At 64.1% G+C, this 22,422-nt stretch carries 21 protein-coding genes and 2 pseudogenes; 20 read left to right on the forward strand and 3 right to left on the reverse strand.

Annotated features, from left to right (window positions below):
- Positions 1 to 374 (forward strand): citrate/2-methylcitrate synthase (locus J8I87_RS20540; RefSeq protein ID WP_280923087.1); only part of this gene is annotated, 374 nt, incomplete at its 5' end.
- 330 nt (positions 375 to 704) lie between these two features.
- Here J8I87_RS20540 and J8I87_RS20545 read toward each other — a convergent pair.
- A pseudogene (locus J8I87_RS20545) lies at positions 705 to 847 on the reverse strand (AraC family transcriptional regulator); the annotation flags it as partial.
- A gap of 104 nt (positions 848 to 951) precedes the next feature.
- On the opposite strand from J8I87_RS20545, the pseudogene J8I87_RS20550 reads away from it, so the two are divergent.
- The 18 genes and pseudogenes from J8I87_RS20550 to J8I87_RS20635 all read left to right on the forward strand — a co-directional run.
- Positions 952 to 1,145 (forward strand): annotated as a pseudogene (locus J8I87_RS20550) (YbiU family protein); the annotation flags it as partial.
- 184 nt (positions 1,146 to 1,329) lie between these two features.
- The gene (gene leuC / locus J8I87_RS20555; RefSeq protein ID WP_209933633.1) at positions 1,330 to 2,739 is read left to right on the forward strand and encodes a 3-isopropylmalate dehydratase large subunit; all 1,410 of its coding nucleotides are present in this window, start codon (positions 1,330 to 1,332) and stop codon (positions 2,737 to 2,739) included.
- A gap of 7 nt (positions 2,740 to 2,746) precedes the next feature.
- On the forward strand, positions 2,747 to 2,896 hold the full coding sequence (locus J8I87_RS20560; RefSeq protein WP_209933634.1) for an entericidin A/B family lipoprotein: 150 nt from the start codon (positions 2,747 to 2,749) through the stop codon (positions 2,894 to 2,896).
- 94 nt (positions 2,897 to 2,990) lie between these two features.
- Positions 2,991 to 3,644, forward strand: coding sequence for a 3-isopropylmalate dehydratase small subunit (gene leuD, locus J8I87_RS20565; RefSeq protein WP_209933636.1), 654 nt, complete (start codon positions 2,991 to 2,993; stop codon positions 3,642 to 3,644).
- A gap of 70 nt (positions 3,645 to 3,714) precedes the next feature.
- On the forward strand, positions 3,715 to 4,782 hold the full coding sequence (gene leuB, locus J8I87_RS20570; protein ID WP_209933637.1) for a 3-isopropylmalate dehydrogenase: 1,068 nt from the start codon (positions 3,715 to 3,717) through the stop codon (positions 4,780 to 4,782).
- A 300-nt stretch (positions 4,783 to 5,082) separates the two neighbouring features.
- Complete coding sequence (asd, locus tag J8I87_RS20575; protein ID WP_209933638.1) at positions 5,083 to 6,204, forward strand: aspartate-semialdehyde dehydrogenase; 1,122 nt, start codon at positions 5,083 to 5,085, stop codon at positions 6,202 to 6,204.
- A gap of 145 nt (positions 6,205 to 6,349) precedes the next feature.
- The gene (locus J8I87_RS20580) at positions 6,350 to 8,668 is read left to right on the forward strand and encodes a FimV/HubP family polar landmark protein (RefSeq protein ID WP_209933639.1); all 2,319 of its coding nucleotides are present in this window, start codon (positions 6,350 to 6,352) and stop codon (positions 8,666 to 8,668) included.
- A gap of 8 nt (positions 8,669 to 8,676) precedes the next feature.
- Positions 8,677 to 9,480, forward strand: coding sequence for a tRNA pseudouridine(38-40) synthase TruA (truA, locus tag J8I87_RS20585; protein WP_209933640.1), 804 nt, complete (start codon positions 8,677 to 8,679; stop codon positions 9,478 to 9,480).
- A complete protein-coding gene (locus J8I87_RS20590) occupies positions 9,477 to 10,184 on the forward strand; it encodes a phosphoribosylanthranilate isomerase (protein ID WP_209933641.1) in 708 nt (235 codons plus the stop codon). Before truA ends, J8I87_RS20590 begins: the two co-directional genes overlap by 4 nt.
- Before the next feature lie 63 nt (positions 10,185 to 10,247).
- Entirely contained in the window at positions 10,248 to 11,441 is a 1,194-nt protein-coding gene (gene trpB / locus J8I87_RS20595; protein WP_209933643.1) for a tryptophan synthase subunit beta, read from the forward strand.
- A gap of 11 nt (positions 11,442 to 11,452) precedes the next feature.
- Positions 11,453 to 12,367: a DNA-methyltransferase gene (locus J8I87_RS20600; RefSeq protein WP_209933644.1), complete on the forward strand. Its 915-nt coding sequence runs from the start codon at positions 11,453 to 11,455 to the stop codon at positions 12,365 to 12,367.
- Between the two features lie 37 nt (positions 12,368 to 12,404).
- Positions 12,405 to 13,220 (forward strand): tryptophan synthase subunit alpha, encoded by an 816-nt coding sequence (trpA, locus tag J8I87_RS20605; protein WP_209933645.1) that lies wholly within the window; start codon positions 12,405 to 12,407, stop codon positions 13,218 to 13,220.
- 83 nt (positions 13,221 to 13,303) lie between these two features.
- A complete protein-coding gene (gene accD / locus J8I87_RS20610; RefSeq protein WP_209933646.1) occupies positions 13,304 to 14,176 on the forward strand; it encodes an acetyl-CoA carboxylase, carboxyltransferase subunit beta in 873 nt (290 codons plus the stop codon).
- A gap of 122 nt (positions 14,177 to 14,298) precedes the next feature.
- Positions 14,299 to 15,609 carry a bifunctional tetrahydrofolate synthase/dihydrofolate synthase gene (folC, locus tag J8I87_RS20615; protein WP_209933647.1) on the forward strand — a complete coding sequence of 437 codons (1,311 nt, stop codon included), beginning with the start codon at positions 14,299 to 14,301 and terminating at the stop codon, positions 15,607 to 15,609.
- A gap of 27 nt (positions 15,610 to 15,636) precedes the next feature.
- Positions 15,637 to 16,572 (forward strand): SPOR domain-containing protein, encoded by a 936-nt coding sequence (locus tag J8I87_RS20620; protein WP_209933648.1) that lies wholly within the window; start codon positions 15,637 to 15,639, stop codon positions 16,570 to 16,572.
- Positions 16,573 to 16,579: 7 nt separating this feature from the next.
- Positions 16,580 to 17,074, forward strand: a complete 495-nt coding sequence (locus J8I87_RS20625) for a CvpA family protein (RefSeq protein WP_209933649.1) — start codon at positions 16,580 to 16,582, stop codon at positions 17,072 to 17,074.
- 135 nt (positions 17,075 to 17,209) lie between these two features.
- Positions 17,210 to 18,757: an amidophosphoribosyltransferase gene (gene purF, locus J8I87_RS20630; RefSeq protein ID WP_209933651.1), complete on the forward strand. Its 1,548-nt coding sequence runs from the start codon at positions 17,210 to 17,212 to the stop codon at positions 18,755 to 18,757.
- A 300-nt stretch (positions 18,758 to 19,057) separates the two neighbouring features.
- Positions 19,058 to 20,248 carry an O-succinylhomoserine sulfhydrylase gene (locus J8I87_RS20635; protein WP_209933652.1) on the forward strand — a complete coding sequence of 397 codons (1,191 nt, stop codon included), beginning with the start codon at positions 19,058 to 19,060 and terminating at the stop codon, positions 20,246 to 20,248.
- A 58-nt stretch (positions 20,249 to 20,306) separates the two neighbouring features.
- Here the strand turns inward: J8I87_RS20635 and J8I87_RS20640 are convergent, their stop codons facing one another.
- Complete coding sequence (locus J8I87_RS20640; RefSeq protein ID WP_209933653.1) at positions 20,307 to 21,077, reverse strand: AraC family transcriptional regulator; 771 nt, start codon at positions 21,075 to 21,077, stop codon at positions 20,307 to 20,309.
- A 30-nt stretch (positions 21,078 to 21,107) separates the two neighbouring features.
- On the reverse strand, positions 21,108 to 21,449 hold the full coding sequence (locus J8I87_RS20645; protein WP_180731751.1) for an FKBP-type peptidyl-prolyl cis-trans isomerase: 342 nt from the start codon (positions 21,447 to 21,449) through the stop codon (positions 21,108 to 21,110).
- Positions 21,450 to 21,574: 125 nt separating this feature from the next.
- Between J8I87_RS20645 and J8I87_RS20650 the strand changes: the two genes are divergently transcribed.
- Positions 21,575 to 22,375, forward strand: a complete 801-nt coding sequence (locus J8I87_RS20650; protein WP_209933654.1) for a sensor histidine kinase KdpD — start codon at positions 21,575 to 21,577, stop codon at positions 22,373 to 22,375.
- The last annotated feature ends 47 nt before the right edge of the window (positions 22,376 to 22,422 follow it).

The following is a 22,422-nucleotide window of genomic DNA, read 5'->3' on the forward strand; positions in this document are numbered from 1 at the left end:
ACCGCGTTTACAAGAATTACGATCCGCGCGCAAAGCTGATGCGCGAAACGTGCCACGAAGTGCTGAACGAACTGGGCTTGCACGACGACCCGCTGTTCAAGCTCGCAATGGCGCTCGAAAAGATCGCGCTGGAAGACGAGTACTTCGTATCGCGCAAGCTCTACCCGAACGTCGACTTCTACTCGGGCATCGTGCAGCGCGCGCTGGGCATCCCGACGTCGATGTTCACGTGTATCTTCGCGATGGCGCGCACCGTCGGCTGGATTGCGCAGTGGAACGAAATGATCGCCGATCCCGAGCAGAAGATCGGCCGTCCGCGCCAGCTGTTCATCGGTGAAACGCCGCGCGAAGCAAAGCCGATCGCGCAGCGCTAAGCTGACTTTCGTGCCTGCGCAATGCGGGCGCGTTGCGAGCATCATGTGAAACACCCCAGCGGTTCGCCGTTGGGGTGTTTTGTTTTGGATGCCGTTTGGACATCCGAAACGCGAGGTCTTGCTATTTCGAAGAACGGCGCGCTCGAGGCGACGTCCCACGCTCCAGCGAAGGCGACCGCATTTCAAGCGTGGGCTGCGACGCGTCGGCGGGCGTGTGCCCATGCGTTTGGAAGAACTGTCGATACGCGCTTGGCGTCATGCCTTTTGCACAAAGGAACTGCCGGTTGAAGTTGGCGAGATTCGGAATTCCCGCTTTCGTCGCGATCATTAGCGCAGGCCGCGACTGTTCAGCGTCAGCGTGAGTTCGTATTCGGGATGGTGATGCCACTCGACCGGAATCTGCGCGAGCTGCGATGATAGACGCGCACAGAGCAGCCTTCACGAATCGGCACGCGTTCGTATTGGGGTTTCATCAGCGGGGGCCTTGCGAGCCTTCCTTCAGCTAGATGTCTGGATTTTATCGACAAATGGCGGGATTGCATTGCCGGCGCGGGCCGAAGATGCCTATCTGGTGGTACACGTGATGTACATCGCGTCCGCGCCGCGGTGCGCGAAGAACGAGGCGTATCTGAGGCGCCAGTTGGCGAGCTTTATCAGCGGCGAGAGCCCGCCCGTTTTCCGTCCGATCACTTCGAAACGGACTTCGTCGGGCGCGCGACGCAACGCGATCTGACGCCGCTTGGCTGCGCCCAACTCGGCATCGGCCTGTGACGGAGCCGTGAGCGGCGCACGCTGCGTCCGTGCACCGCTGGTAGTGGCGATACAGGTATCGGCACTACCAGCCAACTCCATGTTTTTTATCGGTTTTTTCGATGCGTGGTGAGCCTCTTGCGGCAACTGCGTGGCATAATCGACGGGACACGAACGGCCCGTTGTCATTACTACCCCGCATACCATGGCACAGACTCTCTACGACAAATTGTGGAACACGCACGTGGTCCACACGGAAGAAGACGGTACGGCGATTCTCTATATCGACCGTCAACTGCTGCATGAAGTGACCAGCCCGCAGGCGTTCGAAGGCCTGAAGATGGCGCAGCGCCCCGTGTGGCGCATCAGCGCGAATCTGGCTGTGTCCGACCACAACGTTCCCACCACCGATCGCAGCCACGGCATCGCCGATCCCGTGTCGAAGCTGCAGGTCGATACGCTCGACGCGAACTGCGACGCGTTCGGCATCACGCAGTTCAAGATGAACGACATGCGCCAGGGCATCGTCCACATCATCGGGCCGGAGCAGGGCGCGACGCTGCCGGGCATGACCATCGTCTGCGGCGACTCGCACACGTCGACGCACGGCGCGTTCGGCGCACTCGCGCACGGCATCGGCACGTCGGAAGTCGAGCACGTTCTGGCCACGCAGACGCTCTTGCAGAAGAAGAGCAAGAACATGCTGGTCAAGGTCGAAGGGCAGTTGCCGCGCGGCTGCACCGCAAAGGACATCGTGCTCGCGATCATCGGCAAGATCGGCACAGCGGGCGGCACGGGCTATGCAATCGAATTCGGCGGCTCGACCATTCGCGCGCTGTCGATGGAAGGACGCATGACCGTCTGCAACATGGCGATCGAAGCGGGCGCGCGCGCCGGCATGGTCGCCGTCGACGATACGACGGTCGAATACCTGAAGGGCCGTCCGTTCTCGCCGCAAGCCGCCGAATGGGACCAGGCCGTCGAGTACTGGAAGCAGTTCAAGTCCGATCCGGACGCGCAATTCGATCGCGTCGTCGAACTGAACGCCGCCGAGATCGTGCCGCAAGTTACGTGGGGCACGTCGCCGGAGATGGTCACGTCGATCGACGGCAGGGTGCCGGACCCGGAGAAAGAGAAGGACCCCGTCAAGCGCGACGCGATGGAGCGCGCGCTGCAATACATGGCGCTCGAACCGAACCTGCCGATCGAATCGATCAAGCCGGACAAGATTTTCATCGGCTCGTGCACGAACGCGCGCATCGAAGATCTGCGCGCGGCTGCGTGGGTCGTGAAGAAGCTTGGCCGCCGCGTCGCGTCGAACATCCGTCTCGCGATGGTCGTGCCCGGCTCCGGCCTCGTGAAGGCGCAAGCCGAACGCGAAGGGCTCGACAAGGTGTTCACGCAAGCCGGCTTCGAATGGCGCGAGCCGGGCTGCTCGATGTGCCTCGCAATGAACGCCGACCGGCTGGAGCCGGGCGAGCGCTGCGCTTCCACGTCGAACCGCAATTTCGAAGGCCGTCAGGGCGCGGGCGGACGCACGCACCTCGTGAGCCCCGCAATGGCTGCGGCTGCCGCCATCGAAGGGCATTTCGTCGACATTCGCAAGCTGGGGTGAACGCCACATGAACATCGATCGCATCGCGCTTGTGCGCCGATTCGCACTCGCGGCGCTAGCCGGGCTCCTGCTCGGCCTCGCCGGTTGCAACACGGTGCATGGCTTTGGCGAAGACCTGCAACATCTCGGCGGGGCGATCAGCGAGAAGGCAAAGTAAGCGTTTTTGATTCGCCGGAAGGCATGGGCGGCGCGCATGCGCGTCGTCCGAAGCGCAACGCGCGCGCTTCCGGCTTCGAACAGGCTAAAGCGTCATGGAAAAATTCATCGTACACACCGGCGTCGTGGCGCCGCTCGATCGCGAGAACGTCGACACGGACGCGATCATTCCGAAGCAGTTCCTCAAGTCGATCAAGCGCACGGGCTTTGGTCCGAATGCGTTCGACGAATGGCGTTATCTCGATCACGGCGAGCCTGGTCAGGACAACTCGAAGCGTCCGCTGAACCCCGATTTCGTGCTGAACCAGCCGCGCTATCAGGGCGCGTCGATCCTGCTGACGCGCCAGAACTTCGGCTGCGGCAGCTCGCGCGAGCACGCGCCGTGGGCGCTGCAACAGTACGGTTTTCGCGCGATCATCGCGCCGAGCTTCGCGGATATCTTCTATAACAACTGCTTCAAGAACGGCCTGTTGCCCATCGTGCTGACGGAACAGCAGGTCGACCATCTGTTCAACGAAACGTTCGCGTTCAACGGCTTCCAGCTGAGCGTCGATCTGGAAAAGCAGGTCGTGCGCACGACGGATGGCAGCGCTGAGTATCCGTTCGAAGTTGCCGCGTTCCGCAAATACTGCCTGCTGAACGGCTTCGACGATATCGGCCTCACGCTGCGTCACGCGGACAAGATCCGTCAGTTCGAAGCGGAACGTATTGCGAAGCAGCCGTGGCTGAACAATCGCCTCGAGCGCTGAAGCCGTCGTTGTCACTGACACAAACGCGCAAGCGCCTGATCGAAGCCAGATAGAAACCAAAGGAATACGCATGAAGATCGCAGTGTTGCCGGGCGACGGCATCGGCAAGGAAATCGTCAAGGAAGCAGTCAAGGTTCTGAATGTGCTCGGCGAAAAGTTCGAGCTGGAAGAAGCGCCCGTCGGCGGCGCGGGCTACGAGGCAGCGGGACATCCGCTGCCCGAAGCCACGCTGAAGCTCGCGAAGGACGCGGACGCGATCCTGTTCGGCGCAGTCGGCGACTGGAAATACGATTCGCTCGAGCGCGCGCTGCGCCCGGAGCAGGCAATTCTCGGCCTGCGCAAGCATCTTCAGCTGTTCGCGAACTTCCGTCCGGCGATCTGCTATCCCCAACTGACGGGCGCTTCGTCGCTGAAGCCGGAGATCGTGTCGGGCCTCGATATCCTGATCGTGCGCGAACTGAACGGCGACATCTATTTCGGCCAGCCGCGCGGCGTGCGTCAGGCGCCGGACGGCCTGTTCGAAGGCGCGAAGGAAGGCTTCGACACGATGCGCTATTCGGAGCCCGAGGTCCGCCGCATCGCGCACGTCGCGTTCCAGGCGGCACAGAAGCGCGGCAAGAAGCTGACTTCCGTCGACAAGGCGAACGTGCTCGAAACGTCGCAGTTCTGGAAGGACATCATGATCGACGTCTCGAAGGAATATGCGGACGTCGAGTTGTCGCACATGTACGTCGACAACGCGGCGATGCAGCTCGTGAAGGCGCCGAAGTCGTTCGACGTGATCGTCACGGGCAACATGTTCGGCGATATCCTGTCCGACGAGGCCGCAATGCTGACGGGCTCGATCGGCATGCTGCCGTCGGCTTCCCTCGACAAGAACAACAAAGGGCTGTACGAGCCGTCGCACGGTTCCGCGCCGGACATCGCGGGCAAGGGCATTGCGAATCCGCTCGCGACCATTCTGTCGGCCGCGATGATGTTGCGTTACTCGCTGAACAAGGCCGACCAGGCCGACCGCATCGAGAGCGCCGTGAAGAAAGTGCTGGAGCAAGGCTATCGCACGGGCGACATTCTCACGCCGGGCTGCAAGCAGGTCGGCACGGAAGCGATGGGCGATGCCGTCGTCGCTGCACTGTAATTGTTGAGCCGATGCGCGTGAATCTGCCATTCTGGCGCGGATTCACGCAAATCGCGGCGCCCGCGCCGCACAAAACGGGTTTTCGTGTAGACTCTGGCAATGGCGACGATTCCTCAAATCACCTCGATTTCGACACTGCGCGGCAAAACGGCCCGCGTGGTTGCGCTCGCCATTTCCATCAAAACGATTACCCCGAAAACGATCACGAAGCGCTGATCGTCCGTCGTGCCCGCCCATCTTCCCCGCGCGGTCACTGCGGGCAAAGATGCGGGGAAGTGTCCACTCGAAGGGTATGAAGTCATGAACGTAGGTCTCGTAGGTTGGCGCGGCATGGTCGGCAGCGTCCTCATGCAACGCATGCAGGAAGAGCGCGATTTCGATCTGATCGAACCGGTGTTTTTCAGCACCAGCAACGCGGGCGGCAATGCGCCGTCGTTCGCCAAAAACGAGACCAAGCTCAAAGACGCGACAAGCATCGACGACCTGAAGAAGTGCGACGCGATCATCTCCTGCCAGGGCGGTGACTACACGAACGAAGTGTTCCCGAAGCTGCGCGCGGCGGGCTGGAATGGCTACTGGATCGACGCGGCGTCGGCGCTGCGCATGAAGGATGACGCCGTCATCATTCTCGATCCCGTCAACCTCGACGTGATCAAGAGCGCGCTGGTCAAGGGCCAGAAGAATTTCATCGGCGGCAACTGCACGGTCAGCCTGATGCTGATGGCGCTGGGCGGCCTGTTCCGCGAAAACCTCGTCGACTGGATGACGGCCATGACGTATCAGGCCGCATCGGGTGCGGGCGCGCAGAACATGCGCGAACTGCTCAGCCAGATGGGCACGCTGCATGGCGCGGTGAAGGATGAACTGGCGAACCCGTCGTCGGCGATTCTCGATATCGACCGGCGCGTGCTGTCGGCGATGAATAGCGACAGCATGCCGACCGATCACTTTGGCGTGCCGCTCGCCGGCTCGCTGATTCCGTGGATCGACAAGGATCTCGGCAACGGCATGTCGAAGGAAGAATGGAAGGGCGGCGCGGAAACCAACAAGATCCTCGGCAAGCCCGCGATGGGCGAGCCGGGCTCGATCCCTGTCGACGGCCTGTGCGTGCGTATCGGCGCAATGCGCTGCCATTCGCAGGCGCTCACCATCAAGCTGAAGAAGGATGTGCCGCTCGACGAAGTGAACAGCATCCTCGCGTCGGCGAACGACTGGGTGAAGGTCGTGCCGAACGAGCGCGAAGCGTCGATGCGCGATCTGTCGCCCGCCGTGGTGACGGGCACGCTGACGGTCCCCGTCGGCCGTCTGCGCAAGCTGGCGATGGGCGGCGAATATCTGTCCGCTTTCACCGTCGGAGACCAGCTGCTGTGGGGTGCCGCGGAGCCGCTGCGTCGTATGCTTCGCATTCTGCTCGACAAGTAAAGTAAACTACGCGCGGTCAGGTATACGACGCGTAGAAAACTCCAAAGAGCGTCGCGATTCTCGCGGCGCTTTTTTTATTGGGCATTTCAGAATCTTGTCGCCAACACTAATCAACATGCGCCGCGGCAACGCGCAAAAGGTCTCGATGACGGCCCAATTCCAACCGCTTCCAGCCGCCACGCGCAGCGGCTCGCATCAGATCGCGATGGTCATGGCGATGGTTTTCGCCGGTGCATTGTCGATTCCCGGCGCGGCCTACGGGCAGACGGCGGCAGCGAGCGCCGCCAGTGCGGCGAGCGCACCGGCCGGGACGGTTGCTGGCGCCACGCAATTTACCGTTCAGCCGGGGCAATCGCTGAACGATGCGGCGATTGCGATGACGCAGTCGCACGATCGCGCCGTGCTGGCGCGCGCGGCGAAAGCAATCTTCGACGCGAATCCGAATGCATTCATGGGGCACGACCCGAGCCGGTTGCGGCTGGGCGCCGTGCTGAATCTGCCGCCCGTCGATGCGACGGGGGCGCCTGCGAGCGCCGCTTCGGCGGCGGGGGCAGCGTCGGCGCCGGGAGCGACGGCGCAGTCCGCGAATAGCGCTTCGGCGGCGACTTCGGCGGCGGCGTCCGCTGTCGGCGAGCAGATCGCACCTTCAACGACGCCGAATGCCGGCGTGAGCGCGGCGGCTGGCGCGGGCGCATCGTCGCCGGCGGCGGAGGTGCAGGGCGCGAGCACGCCGTCGACGGCGCAAGTGCCTCTCGCACCCGCCACAGGCGGACAGGCGACGAGCGGCGCGGTTGCGCCGTCCGCATCCGCTGCGAGCGGCACGCATACGTGGACAGGCTCGATCCAGGGCAGCGAATCCGCCGCCACCGCGCCAGCCGCATCGGCGGCGAACGGCGCGCAGCCGGCTTCGCAGGCGCGTCCGCAAGTGTCTAGCTTGCAGCAATTGCTGGCGCTGAAAAATCGCGTGCTGATGGAATTGCAGAAGCACGGCATCGGCAAGCAGCAGGCGGCGAGCGGCAATGCCGTAACTGCGCCAACTGCGGCGCCCGGCGCCGGCGCATCGGCGAGCGCGACACAGGCGGCGCCGTCAGCGGCTCAACCCGCCACCGCGCCAACTGGCATTCCGCAAGAGTATCTGGGCGCGGCGGCCATCGTCGGCGCGGGTCTCGTTGCGCTGCTGTCCGGTCTGACGATGCACCGACGCCGAAAGGCCGCGCGCGCCGCCGAGGCCGCGAGCGAAGAAGTCGCGACGGCGAACGAAGCGCCGGCCTTCGTGCCTCCCCCCGTTGAGCCGGAGGAACCGACTTCGGCGGTGAAAGAGCCGCCGCAAGATACGCATCGCACCGCGCCTGCAGAGGCGCCGGCCACGGCCGTTGCGCCCGCACCGGAGAGCGGCCCGAAACACGAGCCCGAAACGTTCGACGCCGCTGCCGCCGAAGCCGCGCTTGCGGCCGCGGCAACGCTCGGCGCGGATGCACTGCCGCGCGAATCGCTCGATCCCGCGCGTGACGAAGCGCGTGCCGCCGAGGCCATCGAGCAGGAGCAGGCAGCGCGCGAACAGGCACTGACGAAGGTCGAACCCGCCGCCGATTCGGCCTCGGCCGGGCACTCGCTCGACGAAGTGCCGATTCTCGCGGAAGAGTTGCGCGAGCCGTATCTCGACGAGCCGATGGAGGCGCCGCGCGATGCGCCGGGCGCGAAGACGCGCAAGCCCATCACGCTCGAACTCGGACCCGCGCCCGACACGACGCGGCAAGAGCCCGCGTTCGAGCAGCCGCTTGCGGCTTCGGTGCCGCCGATCCAGTTGAGCCAGGAGCAACCGGCGGCGCAGCACGAGCAACGGATCGAGCCGCTGCCCGCCGACCAGGCTCGCGGCGCGCAAAGCCAGCTGCACGAAGCGCCAGACGCTTTGCCTCTCGGCGCTCCGCCGCCGCTGGAACCCGTCGTGCCGGACGAATTCCCGCGCGACGCAATGCGGGCGCTCGACAGCATCGACGAGTTCGCGCTGCCGCCGCGCACGGAATCAACCGCCGCAGCCGCGCCCGTCGGAGCTGCCGCGACGCCGCCCGTCTCGCTGGCGACGCAGCCCGTCGTCGCGCCCGAAGTCACGGCGCAACAAGCGGTGCCGCCGAGTGTTGCCCAGCCGCGCGCCGCTGCCGACGAAATCATCGCCGGCACGGCGGGTGCGGCTGCCGTCGCGGGCCTCGGCGCGTCGCGCTTTGGTGCGCTGAAGCTCGATTTCGACCTCGAATTGCCGCCGTCGCCGTCGCAGGTCGTGCCCGCGTTCACGCCGGAGGAGCTTGCGCGGATCGCCCGCAACAAGCTCGATCTGGCCGTGGAATATATCGATCTCGGGGACGTCGTCGGCGCGCGCACGCTGATCAACGAAGTCATCGAATCGAACGATGCGGCCACGCGCGCCGACGCCCGCGCGCTGCTGTCGACGCTCGCGCCGCTTTCGTGATGTCTTTCGTGAAGCGCATCGCACTAGGCATCCAATACGACGGCGCCGCGTTTTGCGGCTGGCAGTCGCAGCCGCACGGCAAGACGGTGCAGGACGAACTCGAGCGGGCACTGCGCGAATTCGCGCAGACGCCGCTACAGACGATCGTTGCCGGGCGCACGGATACGGGCGTCCACGGCCTCGGGCAAGTGGTGCATTTCGATACGGAACTCGATCGGGCGGAGTTTTCGTGGGTGCGCGGCACCAACGCCTTCCTGCCGAAGACGGTCGCCGTGCAATGGGCGAAGCCAATGCCCGACGCGTTCCATGCGCGCTTCTCCGCCTTCGAGCGCACGTACTACTACGTGCTCTATGTGCATCCTGTGCGCTCACCGATGCTCGCAGGCCGCGCGGGCTGGATTCACACGCCGCTCGACGTCGACGCGATGCGCGAAGCCGCCGCCTGTCTGATCGGCGAGCACGATTTTTCGGCGTTCCGCTCGTCGGAATGCCAGGCGAAGACGCCCGTCAAGCATCTGTACCAGATCGACATCCGCCCGCAGGGCGACTTCATCCATTTCCGCTTCCGGGCGAACGCATTCCTGCATCATATGGTGCGCAACCTGATGGGCTGCCTCGTGGCCGTGGGGCGCGGGCGCTATCCGGCAAGCTGGCTCGCCGGCGTGCTCGTGAGCCGCGACCGCAACTTCGCGGCACCGACTTTCATGCCCGACGGGCTGTATCTTGCTCAAGTGGGCTATCCTGAGACGTTCGCCGTGCCTGCGCCCCAGGCCGGCAGCGTTCCGTGGAGCACCGTTTGGACCGACTCATGACTTCCGCCGATACCCAAGCCGCAGGCGGCTCGTCCGCTGACGACACCGTCCCGCACCGCACGCGCATCAAGCTGTGTGGGCTCGGCAACGCCGCCGATGTCGCGCATGCCGTCGCCCTCGGCGCCGACGCGATCGGCCTCGTGTTCTATCCACCCAGCCCGCGCGCGTTGAGCATCGCGCAGGCGGTCGAGATGACGCGCGTCGTGCCGCCGTTCGTATCCGTGGTCGGGCTGTTCGTGAATCCGACGCCCGAATGGTTCAGCGACGTCACCTGCAACGTGCCGCTGACGATGCTTCAGTTTCACGGCGACGAAACGCCGGAGCAGTGCGAGAAGCTGGCGGGCGTTGCGGGTTTGCCTTGGTTGCGCGCATTGCGCATTGCGCCTGATACTCGACCGGCCGATTTGGTAAAATCGGCGCTTAACTATTCAGCTGCCAGCGGTCTTCTGTTCGACACGCATGTCGAAGGCTATGGCGGCGGCGGGAAGGTCTTCGATTGGTCACTTATTCCAGCAGAACTCGCGCGTCGGGTCGTTTTGAGTGGTGGGTTGAACACGCAAAACGTCAGTGATGCGATTCATCGCGTGCGTCCGTACGCGGTCGATGTCTCGAGCGGCATCGAGCTGACGGGCGCAAAGGGCGTGAAGGATCACGCCCGGATGGCGGCGTTCGTGCGCGCGGTGCGCGAAGCGGACGCCCGGTGATTCCCAGGCCTTGCGCAACCACCCTGCGTGGTTGCCGCGGCAAACTGAGAAGAGTGACGGAATATGTACAACTTGCCTGATGAGCGTGGCCATTTCGGCCAATATGGCGGCGTGTTCGTCGCCGAAACGCTGATGCATGCGCTCGACCAACTGCGCGGCGCATACGAGAAATTCTCCAAAGACCCTGACTTCATCGCCGAATACGAGCGCGAACTGAAGCATTTCGTCGGTCGTCCTTCGCCGATTTATCACGCGCAACGCTGGAGCGAACTGCTCGGCGGCGCACAGGTTTATCTGAAGCGCGAAGACCTGAACCACACGGGCGCGCATAAGGTGAACAACGTGATCGGCCAGGCGCTGCTCGCGAAGCGCATGGGCAAACCGCGTGTGATCGCCGAAACGGGCGCCGGCCAGCATGGCGTCGCCACGGCGACGATCGCGGCGCGCTTCGGCATGGAGTGCGTCGTCTACATGGGCGCGGAAGACGTGCGCCGCCAGGCCGCCAACGTCTACCGGATGAAGCTGCTCGGCGCGACCGTCGTGCCCGTTGAGTCCGGCTCGCGCACGTTGAAAGACGCGCTGAATGAAGCGATGCGCGACTGGGTAACGAACGTCGAAAACACCTTCTACATCATCGGCACGGTGGCGGGTCCGCATCCGTACCCGATGATGGTGCGCGACTTCCAGCGCGTGATCGGCGACGAGTGCAAGGTACAGATGCCCGAGCTGGCGGGTCGCCAGCCGGACGCTGTGATCGCGTGCGTTGGCGGCGGATCGAACGCGATGGGAATTTTTTATCCGTATGTTGACGACACTTCCGTCAAACTGATCGGCGTCGAAGCGGCAGGCGACGGCATCGATACGGGCCGTCATGCGGCGTCGCTGATTGGCGGCAGCCCAGGCGTGCTGCACGGCAACCGCACGTATCTGCTGCAGGACGAGAACGGCCAGATCATCGAGACGCATTCGGTGTCGGCGGGCCTCGACTATCCGGGCGTGGGTCCTGAGCACGCGTGGCTCAAGGACAGCGGCCGCGCCGAATACGTCGGCATCACCGACGAAGAGGCGCTCAAGGCGTTCCACGACTGCTGCCGGATCGAAGGCATCATCCCCGCGCTGGAGTCGAGCCATGCGCTTGCGTACGCGGCGAAGCTCGCACCGACTCTGCCGAAGGACAAAATCCTTCTGGTGAACCTGTCGGGCCGGGGCGACAAGGACATGCACACGGTCGCAGAGCGATCGGGCATCAAGTTCTGAGCGCCCCGACGATGCGTGACGAGTTCGAGGAGCCGCAGCCGCCCGCGCTGAACGGCGACGCCGAAGCAGGTGTCGCCGACGCGTTGCGGCCAGTGGGCGCTGCGCCGCTGTTGCCTGTCCCCGCAGGCATCCAGCTCCTGAACCGCGATTTTCTGACCGATGCAGCGAACCTGCCGGACGGCTCGATCGATCTGATCGTCGCCGATCCGCCGTATGGTCTCGGCAAGGACTATGGCAACGATTCCGACATGCGCACGGGCGAGGATTTTCTCGCCTGGACGCGCGGCTGGCTCGATCTCGCCATCGCGAAGCTCAAGCCGTCGGGTTCGCTCTATATCTTCTGCACATGGCAGTACGCGCCGGAAATCTTCGTGTTTCTGAAGGGCCGGCTCATGATGATCAACGAGATCATCTGGGACCGGCGCGTACCGAGCATGGGCGGAACGACGCGCCGCTTTACGTCGGTGCACGACAACATCGGTTACTTCGCGGTATCGAAAGACTACTATTTCGACCTCGATCCCGTCCGCATCCCGTACGATGCCGCCACGAAGAAAGCGCGTTCGCGTAAGTTGTTCGAAGGAAGCAAGTGGCTGGAGCTGGGCTACAACCCGAAGGACGTCTGGTCGGTTTCGCGTCTGCATCGGCAGCATGCCGAGCGCGTCGCGCATCCGACCCAGAAGCCGCTGGAAATCGTCGAGCGGATGGTGCTCGCGAGCTGTCCTCCGGGGGGCCGCGTGCTGGACCCCTTCATGGGCAGTGGCACCACGGCCGTCGCTTGCGCCCGTCAGAAGCGCCAATTCGTCGGTTATGAGATCAATGAAAGTTACTGCGCAATAGCGCGAGAACGCGTCGGTTTAGCCGCAAATCCGCCGGCGCCTGCCTCGCGAAAAAAGGCGGCCGCCGCGAACGCGACGACGGCTTGACGCTAAAGCGCGCAGTTATCGACTTCGAGAAAATTCCATGTCCCGTATTCAATCCACGTTCGCGGCGCTGGCCGCGCAGGGCAAGAAAGGTCTGATTCCATTCATCACCGCCGGCGACCCTGATCCCGCGCGCACCGTCGACTTCATGCACGCGCTCGCCAGCGGCGGCGCCGATGTCATCGAGCTCGGCGTGCCGTTCTCCGATCCGATGGCCGATGGTCCCGTGATCCAGCAATCGTCGGAGCGCGCGCTGGCGAAGGGCGTGTCGCTAAAGCACGTGCTGGCCGACGTGAAGCGTTTTCGCGAAACCGACGACAAGACGCCCGTCGTGCTGATGGGCTACGCGAACCCGATCGAGCGCATGGGCGCCGATGCGTTCGCGGTGGCCGCGAAGGAAGCGGGCGTGGACGGCGTGCTGGTCGTCGACTATCCGCCCGAGGAATCGGCTAACTTCGCCGAAAAGATGAAGGCTGCGGGGATCGATCCGATCTTCCTGCTTGCGCCGACGTCGACCGACGAGCGGATCGCCGAGGTTGGTAAAATCGCGAGCGGTTACGTTTACTATGTGTCGCTCAAGGGTGTGACGGGCGCCGCAAATCTGGACGTTTTGAGCATCGCGGGTAAAATCCCCGCCATCAAGTCGCGCGTGCCGTTGCCCGTGGGCGTCGGTTTCGGCATTCGCGACGCGCAGTCGGCGCGCTCAGTGGCCGAGGTTGCCGATGCCGTCGTGATCGGTAGCCGTATCGTGCAATTGCTCGAAGAAGCAGCACCCGAGTCCGCTGCGGGCGAACTGACGAATTTCATCGCCGAGATTCGCCAGGCGCTCGACAGCATCGGCGCGACTGCCCGATAAACAATAATTTTTGTCGCGGTTAGCATGGCGGCGCGGTCCAGACCGCGCCGCTTTGTATATCGCGAATCCTGGAAGGAATCATCATGAGCTGGCTCGACAAACTGTTGCCGCCGAAAATCAAGCAAACCGATCCGAAGAGCCGCAAGGGCATTCCGGAAGGGCTGTGGATCAAATGTCCGTCGTGCGAAGCGGTGCTGTACCGCAACGACGTCGAGGCGAATCTGCACGTCTGCCCGAAGTGCGACCACCATATGCGGATCGGCGCGCGCGAACGGCTCGACGGTTTGCTCGATCCGGAAGGCCGCTATGAGATCGGCCAGGAAATCCTCCCAGTCGACGCGCTCAAATTCAAGGACAGCCGCAAATATCCCGATCGCTTGAAAGAGGCGATCGACGAAACCGACGAAACCGACGCGATGGTCGTGATGGGCGGCGCGATTCACACGCTGTCCGTCGTCGTCGCATGCTTCGAGTTTGCGTTCATGGGCGGCTCGATGGGCTCCGTGGTCGGCGAGCGCTTCGCGCGCGGCGCACAGAACGCGATCGAGCAGCATGTACCGTTCATCTGCTTCACCGCCTCGGGCGGCGCGCGGATGCAGGAAAGCCTGCTGTCGCTGATGCAGATGGCCAAGACCACGGCGATGCTGACCAAGCTCGCTGAAGCCAGGCTGCCGTTCATTTCCGTGCTGACCGATCCGACGATGGGCGGCGTGTCGGCGAGCTTCGCGTTTCTCGGCGACGTCGTGATCGCCGAGCCGAAGGCGCTGATCGGCTTCGCCGGCCCGCGCGTGATCGAGCAGACCGTGCGCGAAAAGCTGCCGGAAGGCTTCCAGCGCGCCGAATTCCTGCTGCAAAAGGGCGCGATCGACATGATCGTCGACCGCCGCAAGCTGCGCGAAGAACTCGCGAAGCTGATGGCGCTGCTCACGCGCCAGCCGGCCGACGCGGTCGCCTGAACGCGTTCGCGCCGTGACGCAGTGCACGGCAGGCAGGTAATAAACAACGCGCCGCGAGACGTCTTTCAAGCGGCGCGTTGTCATTTCCAGGATAATTCGGGTCCGCACTTCAGTTTCATCCGATGACCACTTTCCCCACTCTCGACGCGTGGCTCACGCATCTCGAATCGGCACACCCCGTCGGCATCGATATGGGTCTCGCGCGCATCAGCAAGGTGCGCGACGCGCTGCAACTGTCATTTGCGTGCCCGGTGATCACCGTCGGCGGGACGAACGGCAAGGGTTCCACCTGCGCGATCCTCGAATCGATCCTGCTGCGCGCGGGCTACACCGTGGGCTGCCATACGTCGCCGCATTTGCTGTCGTTCAACGAGCGCGCGAGGATCAACGGACAGATGGCGACGGATGCCGAGCTGCTGCCGCACTTCGAAGCCGTCGAGAAGGCGCGCCAGTCGCTGGCTGAGCCCGTTTCGCTGACGTATTTCGAGTTCACGACGCTCGCGATCATGCACCTGTTCGCCGAGCGCGGGCTCGACGTCGTAATCTTCGAAGTCGGACTGGGCGGGCGGCTCGACGCCGTGAACATCGTCGATACCGACTGCGCGATCATCACCAGCATCGACATCGATCACACCGACTTCCTCGGCGATACGCGCGAGAAAATCGGCTTCGAGAAGGCTGGCATATTCCGCCCCGGTAAACCGGCGATCTGCGCGGATCCCGTTGCGCCGCAAGCGCTGATCGACCATGCGGAGAAAATCGGCGCGGACCTGTGGCTTTTTGGCCGCGATTTCCGTTACGAAGGACAGGCGGGCAGCGAGCGGCAGCAATGGAGCTATATCGGGCCGACGATGCGCCGGTCGGCGCTTGCCTATCCCGCGCTGCGGGGCGCGAATCAGCTGATCAACACATCGGCGGCGCTGGCGGGACTCGAAGCGCTGCGCGACCGTCTGCCCGTGTCGGCGCAGGACATTCGTCTGGGTCTTGCCAACGTCGAATTGCCGGGCCGCTTCCAGGTGCTGCCGGGCAAGCCGTCGATCGTGCTGGATGTGGGTCACAATCCGCACGCCGCCGCCGTGTTGGGCCAAAATCTGGGCAACATGGGCTACTTTCCGTACACTTACGCGGTGTTTGGGTCGATGCGCGACAAGGACATCGCGGGCGTGGTGAACCACCTGAAAGGCGAAATCGATCATTGGTGCGTGACCGACCTGCCGACGCCGCGCGCGGCGAGCGCCGAAGAACTGGAAACGGCGCTGCGCGACGCGGGCGTCACGGATGGGCCGGATAGCAGCGTGACGCGTTTCGCCACACCCGAAGAAGCTTTCCAGCAAGCGCTAAAACGCGCGTCTGACAATGATAGAATTGTGGTTTTCGGCAGTTTCTATACGGTTGCAGGCGTGATGGCCTACCGTAAATCGCAGCAACACTGAACGCGCGGGCCTCGAACCAAGCCATTCATGGGTATTTTCTCGTTCGGCAAGAAAGACGACGCACCTTCCCGGCGCGGCGCAAACTCCAGTTCCAGTCGCGGTAGCCGTGCCGAGCGCGCTGAACGCGCGGAGCGGGTCGACAGGCGCAGCCGCCGCACCGACCGTTCCGGCGACGCCGACGCGATGCTGCTCGATCCCACGCTTCCTGAAAAGCAGCGGGCGCGACGCCGCCTCGTCGGCGCAATCGCGCTGGTTATAGCCGCCGTCGTGATTCTGCCAATGGTGCTCGATTCGCATCCGAAGCCCGTCACGGACGACATCTCTGTCGACATTCCGAGCCGCCCGGCGCCCAAGCAGCGCGCGGCCGCGGACGACGCCGACACGCAAGCAGGCGTGGCGCCCGACAATCCGGCCGCGCCGGACGCCGCGCTGGCGGCTTCGAGCCTCGCCGCTGCGTCGGGGACGGCAGCATCCGGTGCCGTCGCGGCGCAGGGCGACAGCAGGAGCGCGCCGATCGCCATGACGCCCGCGAAGCCGCACGTGCCCGCCGTCGTCGCAAACAACGCAGCGGCTCAGACAACCAGCCCCGCTGCGAAGCCCGCAGCGAAACCGCAAGCTGAATCGAAACCTACGGCAAAACCCGACCAGAAACCCGCAGCCGCCGAATCCACGCAGGCAGCCGCCTCCGGCACCGAAACGGGCACGCCCGCGGCGCCTCCCGGCAACCGTTTCGCGGTTCAGCTAGGCTCGTTCCAGGACGATTCGAGTGCGCACTCGTGGGCGACCAAGTTGAAAGCGGCGGGCGTGCCCGCATATACGGAGCGCCGCAAGCAGGCTGACGGCTCCTCGCGTACCCTGTTGCGTGCTGGTCCGTTCGCGGACCGCGCGGCGGCGTCGGCGGCAATCGCGAAGGTGCGCGAGGCGGGACTGACGTCGGGTGCGAACAACGGCGCGGCGCAGTAATCCGGCGATGTTCACCGCGTTCGACTACGCTGTAATGGCGGTGATCGGCCTGTCGGCGCTGCGCGGAACGTGGCGCGGCTTTCTGTCCGAGGTGTTCGGGCTGATCGGCTGGATCGTCGCGTTTCTGGTCGCGGCGCGCTTTGTCGGCCTGCTGGTGCCGTTCATTCCGGCGAACTTGCCGGGCGGCGCATTGACGCAGTGGCTGATCGCGTTCGCGATCATCGTCGTCGGCGTGATGCTGGTGGCGAGCGTGGCGAATGCGCTGTTGAGCCGGCTGGTGCAGGTGTCCGGCCTGGGCGGTGTCGACCGCTCGCTTGGACTGATGTTCGGCCTCGTACGCGGGGTCATACTGGTGCTGATTCTGGTCGCCCTCGCCGGCTTGACCGAATTGCCCAAACAGGAATTCTGGCGCGACGCGCTGCTGCGGCCTTACGCCGAGCAGGGCGTGCGAGAGTTGAAGCCGCTGCTTCCCGAAACGCTCGCCGCCTACGTCCACGTGTAACGATCGCGTTGCACGCAAGGGACGAAGGCGACGAACACGGCGGGCCGATGGGGAAGCAGGCAGGACCACGGCACGCGCGGCCGCCTCCCCGGCAGCCGTCACTGATCGAATTTCGTACCCTTTGAAGGACATGCCATGTGCGGCATCGTAGGCGTAGTTTCCCAATCCCCGGTCAACCAGCTGATCTATGACAGCCTGCTGCTCCTGCAGCACCGCGGTCAGGACGCAGCCGGCATCGCTACGGCGAACGGCAATACTTTCCACATGCACAAGGCCAACGGCATGGTGCGCGACGTGTTCCGCACGCGCAACATGCGCAGCCTGCCCGGCACTAGCGGCATCGGCCAGGTGCGTTACCCGACGGCGGGTTCCGCGTCGAGCGAAGAAGAAGCCCAGCCGTTTTACGTGAACGCGCCGTTCGGCATCATCCTCGCGCACAACGGCAACCTGACTAACTGGCAGCAGCTGAAAGACGAGATGTTCCGCGTCGATCGCCGCCACATCAACACGAATTCCGACACCGAAGTGATGCTGAACGTGCTCGCGCACGAAGTGCAGACGGCAAGCTCGGGCCTTCAGCTCGATCCCGCTGCGCTGTTCAAGGCCGTGTCGGGCGTGCATCGTCGGGTGCGCGGCTCGTACGCGATCGTCTCGCTGATCTCCGGTTATGGCCTGCTCGGTTTCCGCGACCCGTTCGGCATCCGTCCGCTTTGCATCGGCAAGCAGGAAACGGCGTCGGGTACGGAATGGATGCTGGCGTCGGAATCGGTGGCGCTGGAGGGCATCGGCTTCGAGTTCGTGCGCGACGTCGCGCCGGGTGAAGCCGTCTTCATCGACTTCGAAGGCAATTTCCACGCGCAGCAATGCGCGACGAACCCGAGCCTGAACCCCTGCATCTTCGAACTCGTGTATCTGGCGCGTCCCGATTCCGTGCTCGACGGCGTGCCCGTCTATAACGCGCGTCTGCGCATGGGCGACTATCTGGCCGAGAAGATCCTGCGCGAGCTGCCGAAGGACGTGAAGATCGACGTCGTGATGCCGATTCCCGATTCGTCGCGTCCGGCGGCGATGCAGGTGGCAGCGAAGCTGGGCGTCGAATACCGCGAAGGCTTCTTCAAGAACCGCTACGTGGGCCGCACGTTCATCATGCCGGGGCAAGCGGTGCGCAAGAAATCGGTGCGCCAGAAGCTGAACGCGATGGGCATCGAGTTCAAGGGCAAGAACGTGCTGATCGTCGACGATTCCATCGTGCGCGGCACGACCTCGCATGAAATCGTGCAGATGGCGCGCGATGCGGGCGCGAGCAAGGTGATCTTCGCGTCGGCGGCGCCGCCCGTGAAGTTCCCGAACGTCTACGGCATCGACATGCCGACGCGCAGCGAACTCGTCGCGCACGGCCGCTCGGACGAAGAAGTCGCACGTCTGATCGGCGCCGATTTCCTCGTCTATCAGGACGTCGATGCGCTGAAAAAAGCCGTGCACGACATCAACCCGGCGCTGAAGGACTTCGAGGCGTCGTGCTTCGACGGCAACTACATCACCGGCGACGTGACGACGGAATACCTCGACCGCATCGAAACGGCACGCCTCGCGCCGTCCGCGCAATCGGACCGCGATGCGGCGAGCGAAGCGATGGATGGCGGCGCCGCGCGTTCGCAGCTGCATCTGCAACTGTCGGTGTAATGGCGCTGCCCGGGCGCGCGAGCCTGAAGTCATCGACGCATGCGCGCCGCGTTTCGGCCCATAAGGCGGAGCGCAGTGTTACTATCGGGGCTTGCGTCGATTTGATCTCAGCTTGCGGACGCGGGGAAACCCAAAACAGCTAAAGCGAACGGTGGGGCAGCAATACAGCCATCGACGCTCACAGCATCCCCGCACACGAAGCCCGCTTATGCCGACGCAAAGCGGGCTTTTTTGTTGCTCTCGCGCGCGTGAACCTCGGTGGAAAACGTGTGCCGCATGAAAAAACGGAACAGAACGAACATGGACGACTCCCTCAACTTCGACACTCTCGCAGTCCGCTCGGGCACGTTGCGAAGCGATTTCGGCGAGCATTCCGAGGCGCTTTTTCTGACGTCGAGCTTTGTCTTTGCGAATGCCGCAGAAGCCGCCGAGCGCTTTAAGAATTCCGAAGACTATTACACGTACTCGCGCTTCACGAACCCGACGGTCACGATGTTCCAGGAACGTCTCGCGGCGCTCGAAGGTGGCGAGGCGTGCATGGCGACGGCGTCGGGGATGGCGGCGATCATGTCGGTGGTGATGTCGGCGATGCAGGCGGGCGATCATCTCGTCAGCTCGCAGAGCCTGTTCGGTTCGACGCTCGGCATGTTCTCGCAGATCTTCAGCAAGTTCGGCATCACGACGACTTTCGTCGATCCGACGGATCTCGATGCATGGAAAAGCGCGGTGCGACCCGAGACGAAGATGTTTTTCCTCGAAACGCCGTCGAATCCGCTGACCGAGATCGCCGATATCGAAGCGATCAGCAAGGTCGCGAAGTCCGCGAATGCGCTGTTCGTCGTCGACAACTGTTTTTGCAGCCCCGCGCTGCAACAGCCGCTGAAGCTCGGCGCCGATGTCGTGATGCATTCGGCGACCAAGTTTCTCGACGGCCAGGGCCGCGTGCTGGGCGGCGCGCTGGTCGGCTCGAAGCAGTTCATCATGGAAAAGGTGTTCCCGTTCGTGCGCAGCGCGGGCCCGACGCTGTCCGCGTTCAACGCGTGGATTCTGCTGAAGGGCATGGAGACGCTGTCGCTGCGCGTCGAGCGCCAGTCGGCGAATGCGCTCGAAATCGCGCGCTGGCTAGATACGCATCCGGCCGTGAACCGCGTGTTCTATCCGGGCCTCGAATCGCATCCGCAGTATGAGATCGCCAAGCGTCAGCAGAAGGCGGGCGGCGCGATCGTTTCGTTCGAACTGAAGGGCGACACGCCCGAACAGATGCGCGCGAACGCATGGCGCGTGATTGACAGCACGAAGATCTGCTCGATCACCGGCAACCTCGGCGACACCCGCACGACGATCACGCATCCCGCGACGACGACGCACGGCCGCATCACACCCGAAGCGCGCGCGGCAGCGGGCATTACGGAAGGTTTGATCCGCGTCGCGGTTGGCCTGGAGAATGCCAGCGACATTCGTGACGATCTGGCTCGCGGTCTGTCGGGCTGACCGTTTGGAAGAGAAAAACCGGGCGTGCCTGCGCATCGCCCGGTTTGTCACGAAGAAATCAGTGCAGCAGCGCGCGCCACTGTCCGGGCGCCATCCCGAAGCGCCGCGTGAACGCATGGGTGTACGCGCTCTGGTCGCCGAAGCCGACTGCTAGCGCCACATCCGTCAATGAACGTTCCGGATGGGCGAGCAGCGTGACGGACGTGTCCAGCCTCAAACGCTGCAGATAGCGATGCGGCGTTTCGCCAAACGCCTCGATGAACAACTGATGAAAGCGCCGCATGCCGAAGCCGCAATGCGCGGCAAGGTCCGCGATGCGCAGCGGCTCGGACAGATGCGTGCGCAGCCAGGCGTCGATGCGCGCGAAGTCGAGGCCCGCGTCCGGCGCAGCATACGCGATGCCCGTGTCTTCGACGATCGCCGCGCATAGACGCGCGGCCGCGTCCCAGTTGAAGTGCCGCCATGCGGCGTCACCATCGATATCACCCGCTGCGCGGCCCGCGACATGCGTGACCAGTTGCGTGAGCGACGAGTCGATCGTGACGGCGCGCGCCCGGTCGAACAGACGCTGCGGCACGGCAACCGACGACGCGGGCAAGTCGAGCACGAGCTGCCGGTTCTCGCCGACGCCCGCGTAGTCATGCCGCGAGCCAGCCGGAACGAGCCACGCGGACGTGCGATCGATCTGGTGTGCGACGCCGTCCACGGCCATTACCATCGACCCGTCCAGGCCGAGCACGATCTGATGAAAGTCGTGTACGTCCGAGGCTTCCACAGCGTCGTAGCGGCGCAGGGAGACTTTGGGCGTTTCGATGATGGCGTGGCCCATGCGGCGTTCAGATCAAAAACGCAGAAACGCTCAGACGCCGAGCAATTCGACTTCGAACACGAGTGTCGCGTTAGGCGGAATCACGCCGCCTGCGCCGCGCACGCCGTAGCCGAGTTGCGGCGGAATGGTGAGCTTGCGCACGCCGCCGACCTTCATGCCCTGCACGCCTTCGTCCCAGCCCTTGATGACCATGCCGCCGCCCAGAACGAACGCGAACGGGTCGTTGCGGTCCTTGCTCGAATCGAACTTCTGGCCGTCCGTCAGCCAGCCAGTGTAGTGCACGCTGACGGTTTGCCCGGCTTTTGCTTCCGCGCCGGTGCCTTCCGTCAAGTCTTCATACTTGAGGCCCGAGGCAGTGGTGACAGTGGTCATGCGAAGCTCCTTGTAATCGTTCGAAACCGCTATTGTAGGCGTGTTGTCGTGCTGTCGCGAAGATTGGCCGAACGGCCATGCCTATAATGATCGGACTGCAATCAACCGATGAACCGCCAACGAGGATGTCGATCGTGACTACGTCCAACCCGTCTTCTTCCGGCAGCAACGAGGGGATGCATGCCGTCACCGAGCGCACTGCGCGGCGCTGCGCGGAAGCCGCGCTGTTCATGCGCGACCATGTGCTGTCGCTGGTTTCGCACGATCTGCGCAGTCCGCTGAATGCCATTCATAGTTGGGCGTACGTGCTCGAGCGCAAGATCGATGCGACCGACGCCACCGCGCAGCGCGCGCTCGAAGGCATTCGCAACGGCGTCGACCAGCAGGTGAAGCTGCTCGAATCGATCGTCGATACGACGCGCGCAGAAACAAGGACGCTCGTACTGGAGAGCGCGCCGTTCGCGCTGCGTCCATTGCTGGACGAAACGATCGGCGACGCGCGTGAGGCGCTCGCGGCGCGCCGCGATGTCACGATCGAGCCCCGTTCGTCGCTCGATTCGCAGCAGCTCGACGGCGACCGCGAGCGTCTCGCCGCTGCGTTGTGGCTGCTCGTCATATTCGCCGTCGAAGCGAGCGCGAGCGGCGCAACGGTCACGGTGGATGCCAGCGTCGACGCATCGATGTTCCAGACGACCGTCACGTACCGGCCTTCGCCTGCCGCGCTGACGGACCCCGCGCTGCCCCATGTGCTCGAGAACTTCGCTCGCGCACAAGCGACACATGCGCGCGAGGCGAGCCGCATTTCGTGGGTGCTCGGACTGTGCAAGCGCGTCGCGGAAGCGCACGACGGCGCATTCGAACAAGGCGAATGGGCGGACGGCCAGCCGGCGACCCTCAGGTTGCGCGTGCCGCTTTCGGGTGCATGAACGGCTGCATCCACAGATGTCAGCGCAGGCGCATGACCTGGCCGGAT

Origin of the sequence: Paraburkholderia sp. LEh10 (genome assembly GCF_017814945.1) — a bacterium.
In the GTDB taxonomy this organism is placed as follows: Bacteria; Pseudomonadota; Gammaproteobacteria; order Burkholderiales; family Burkholderiaceae; genus Paraburkholderia.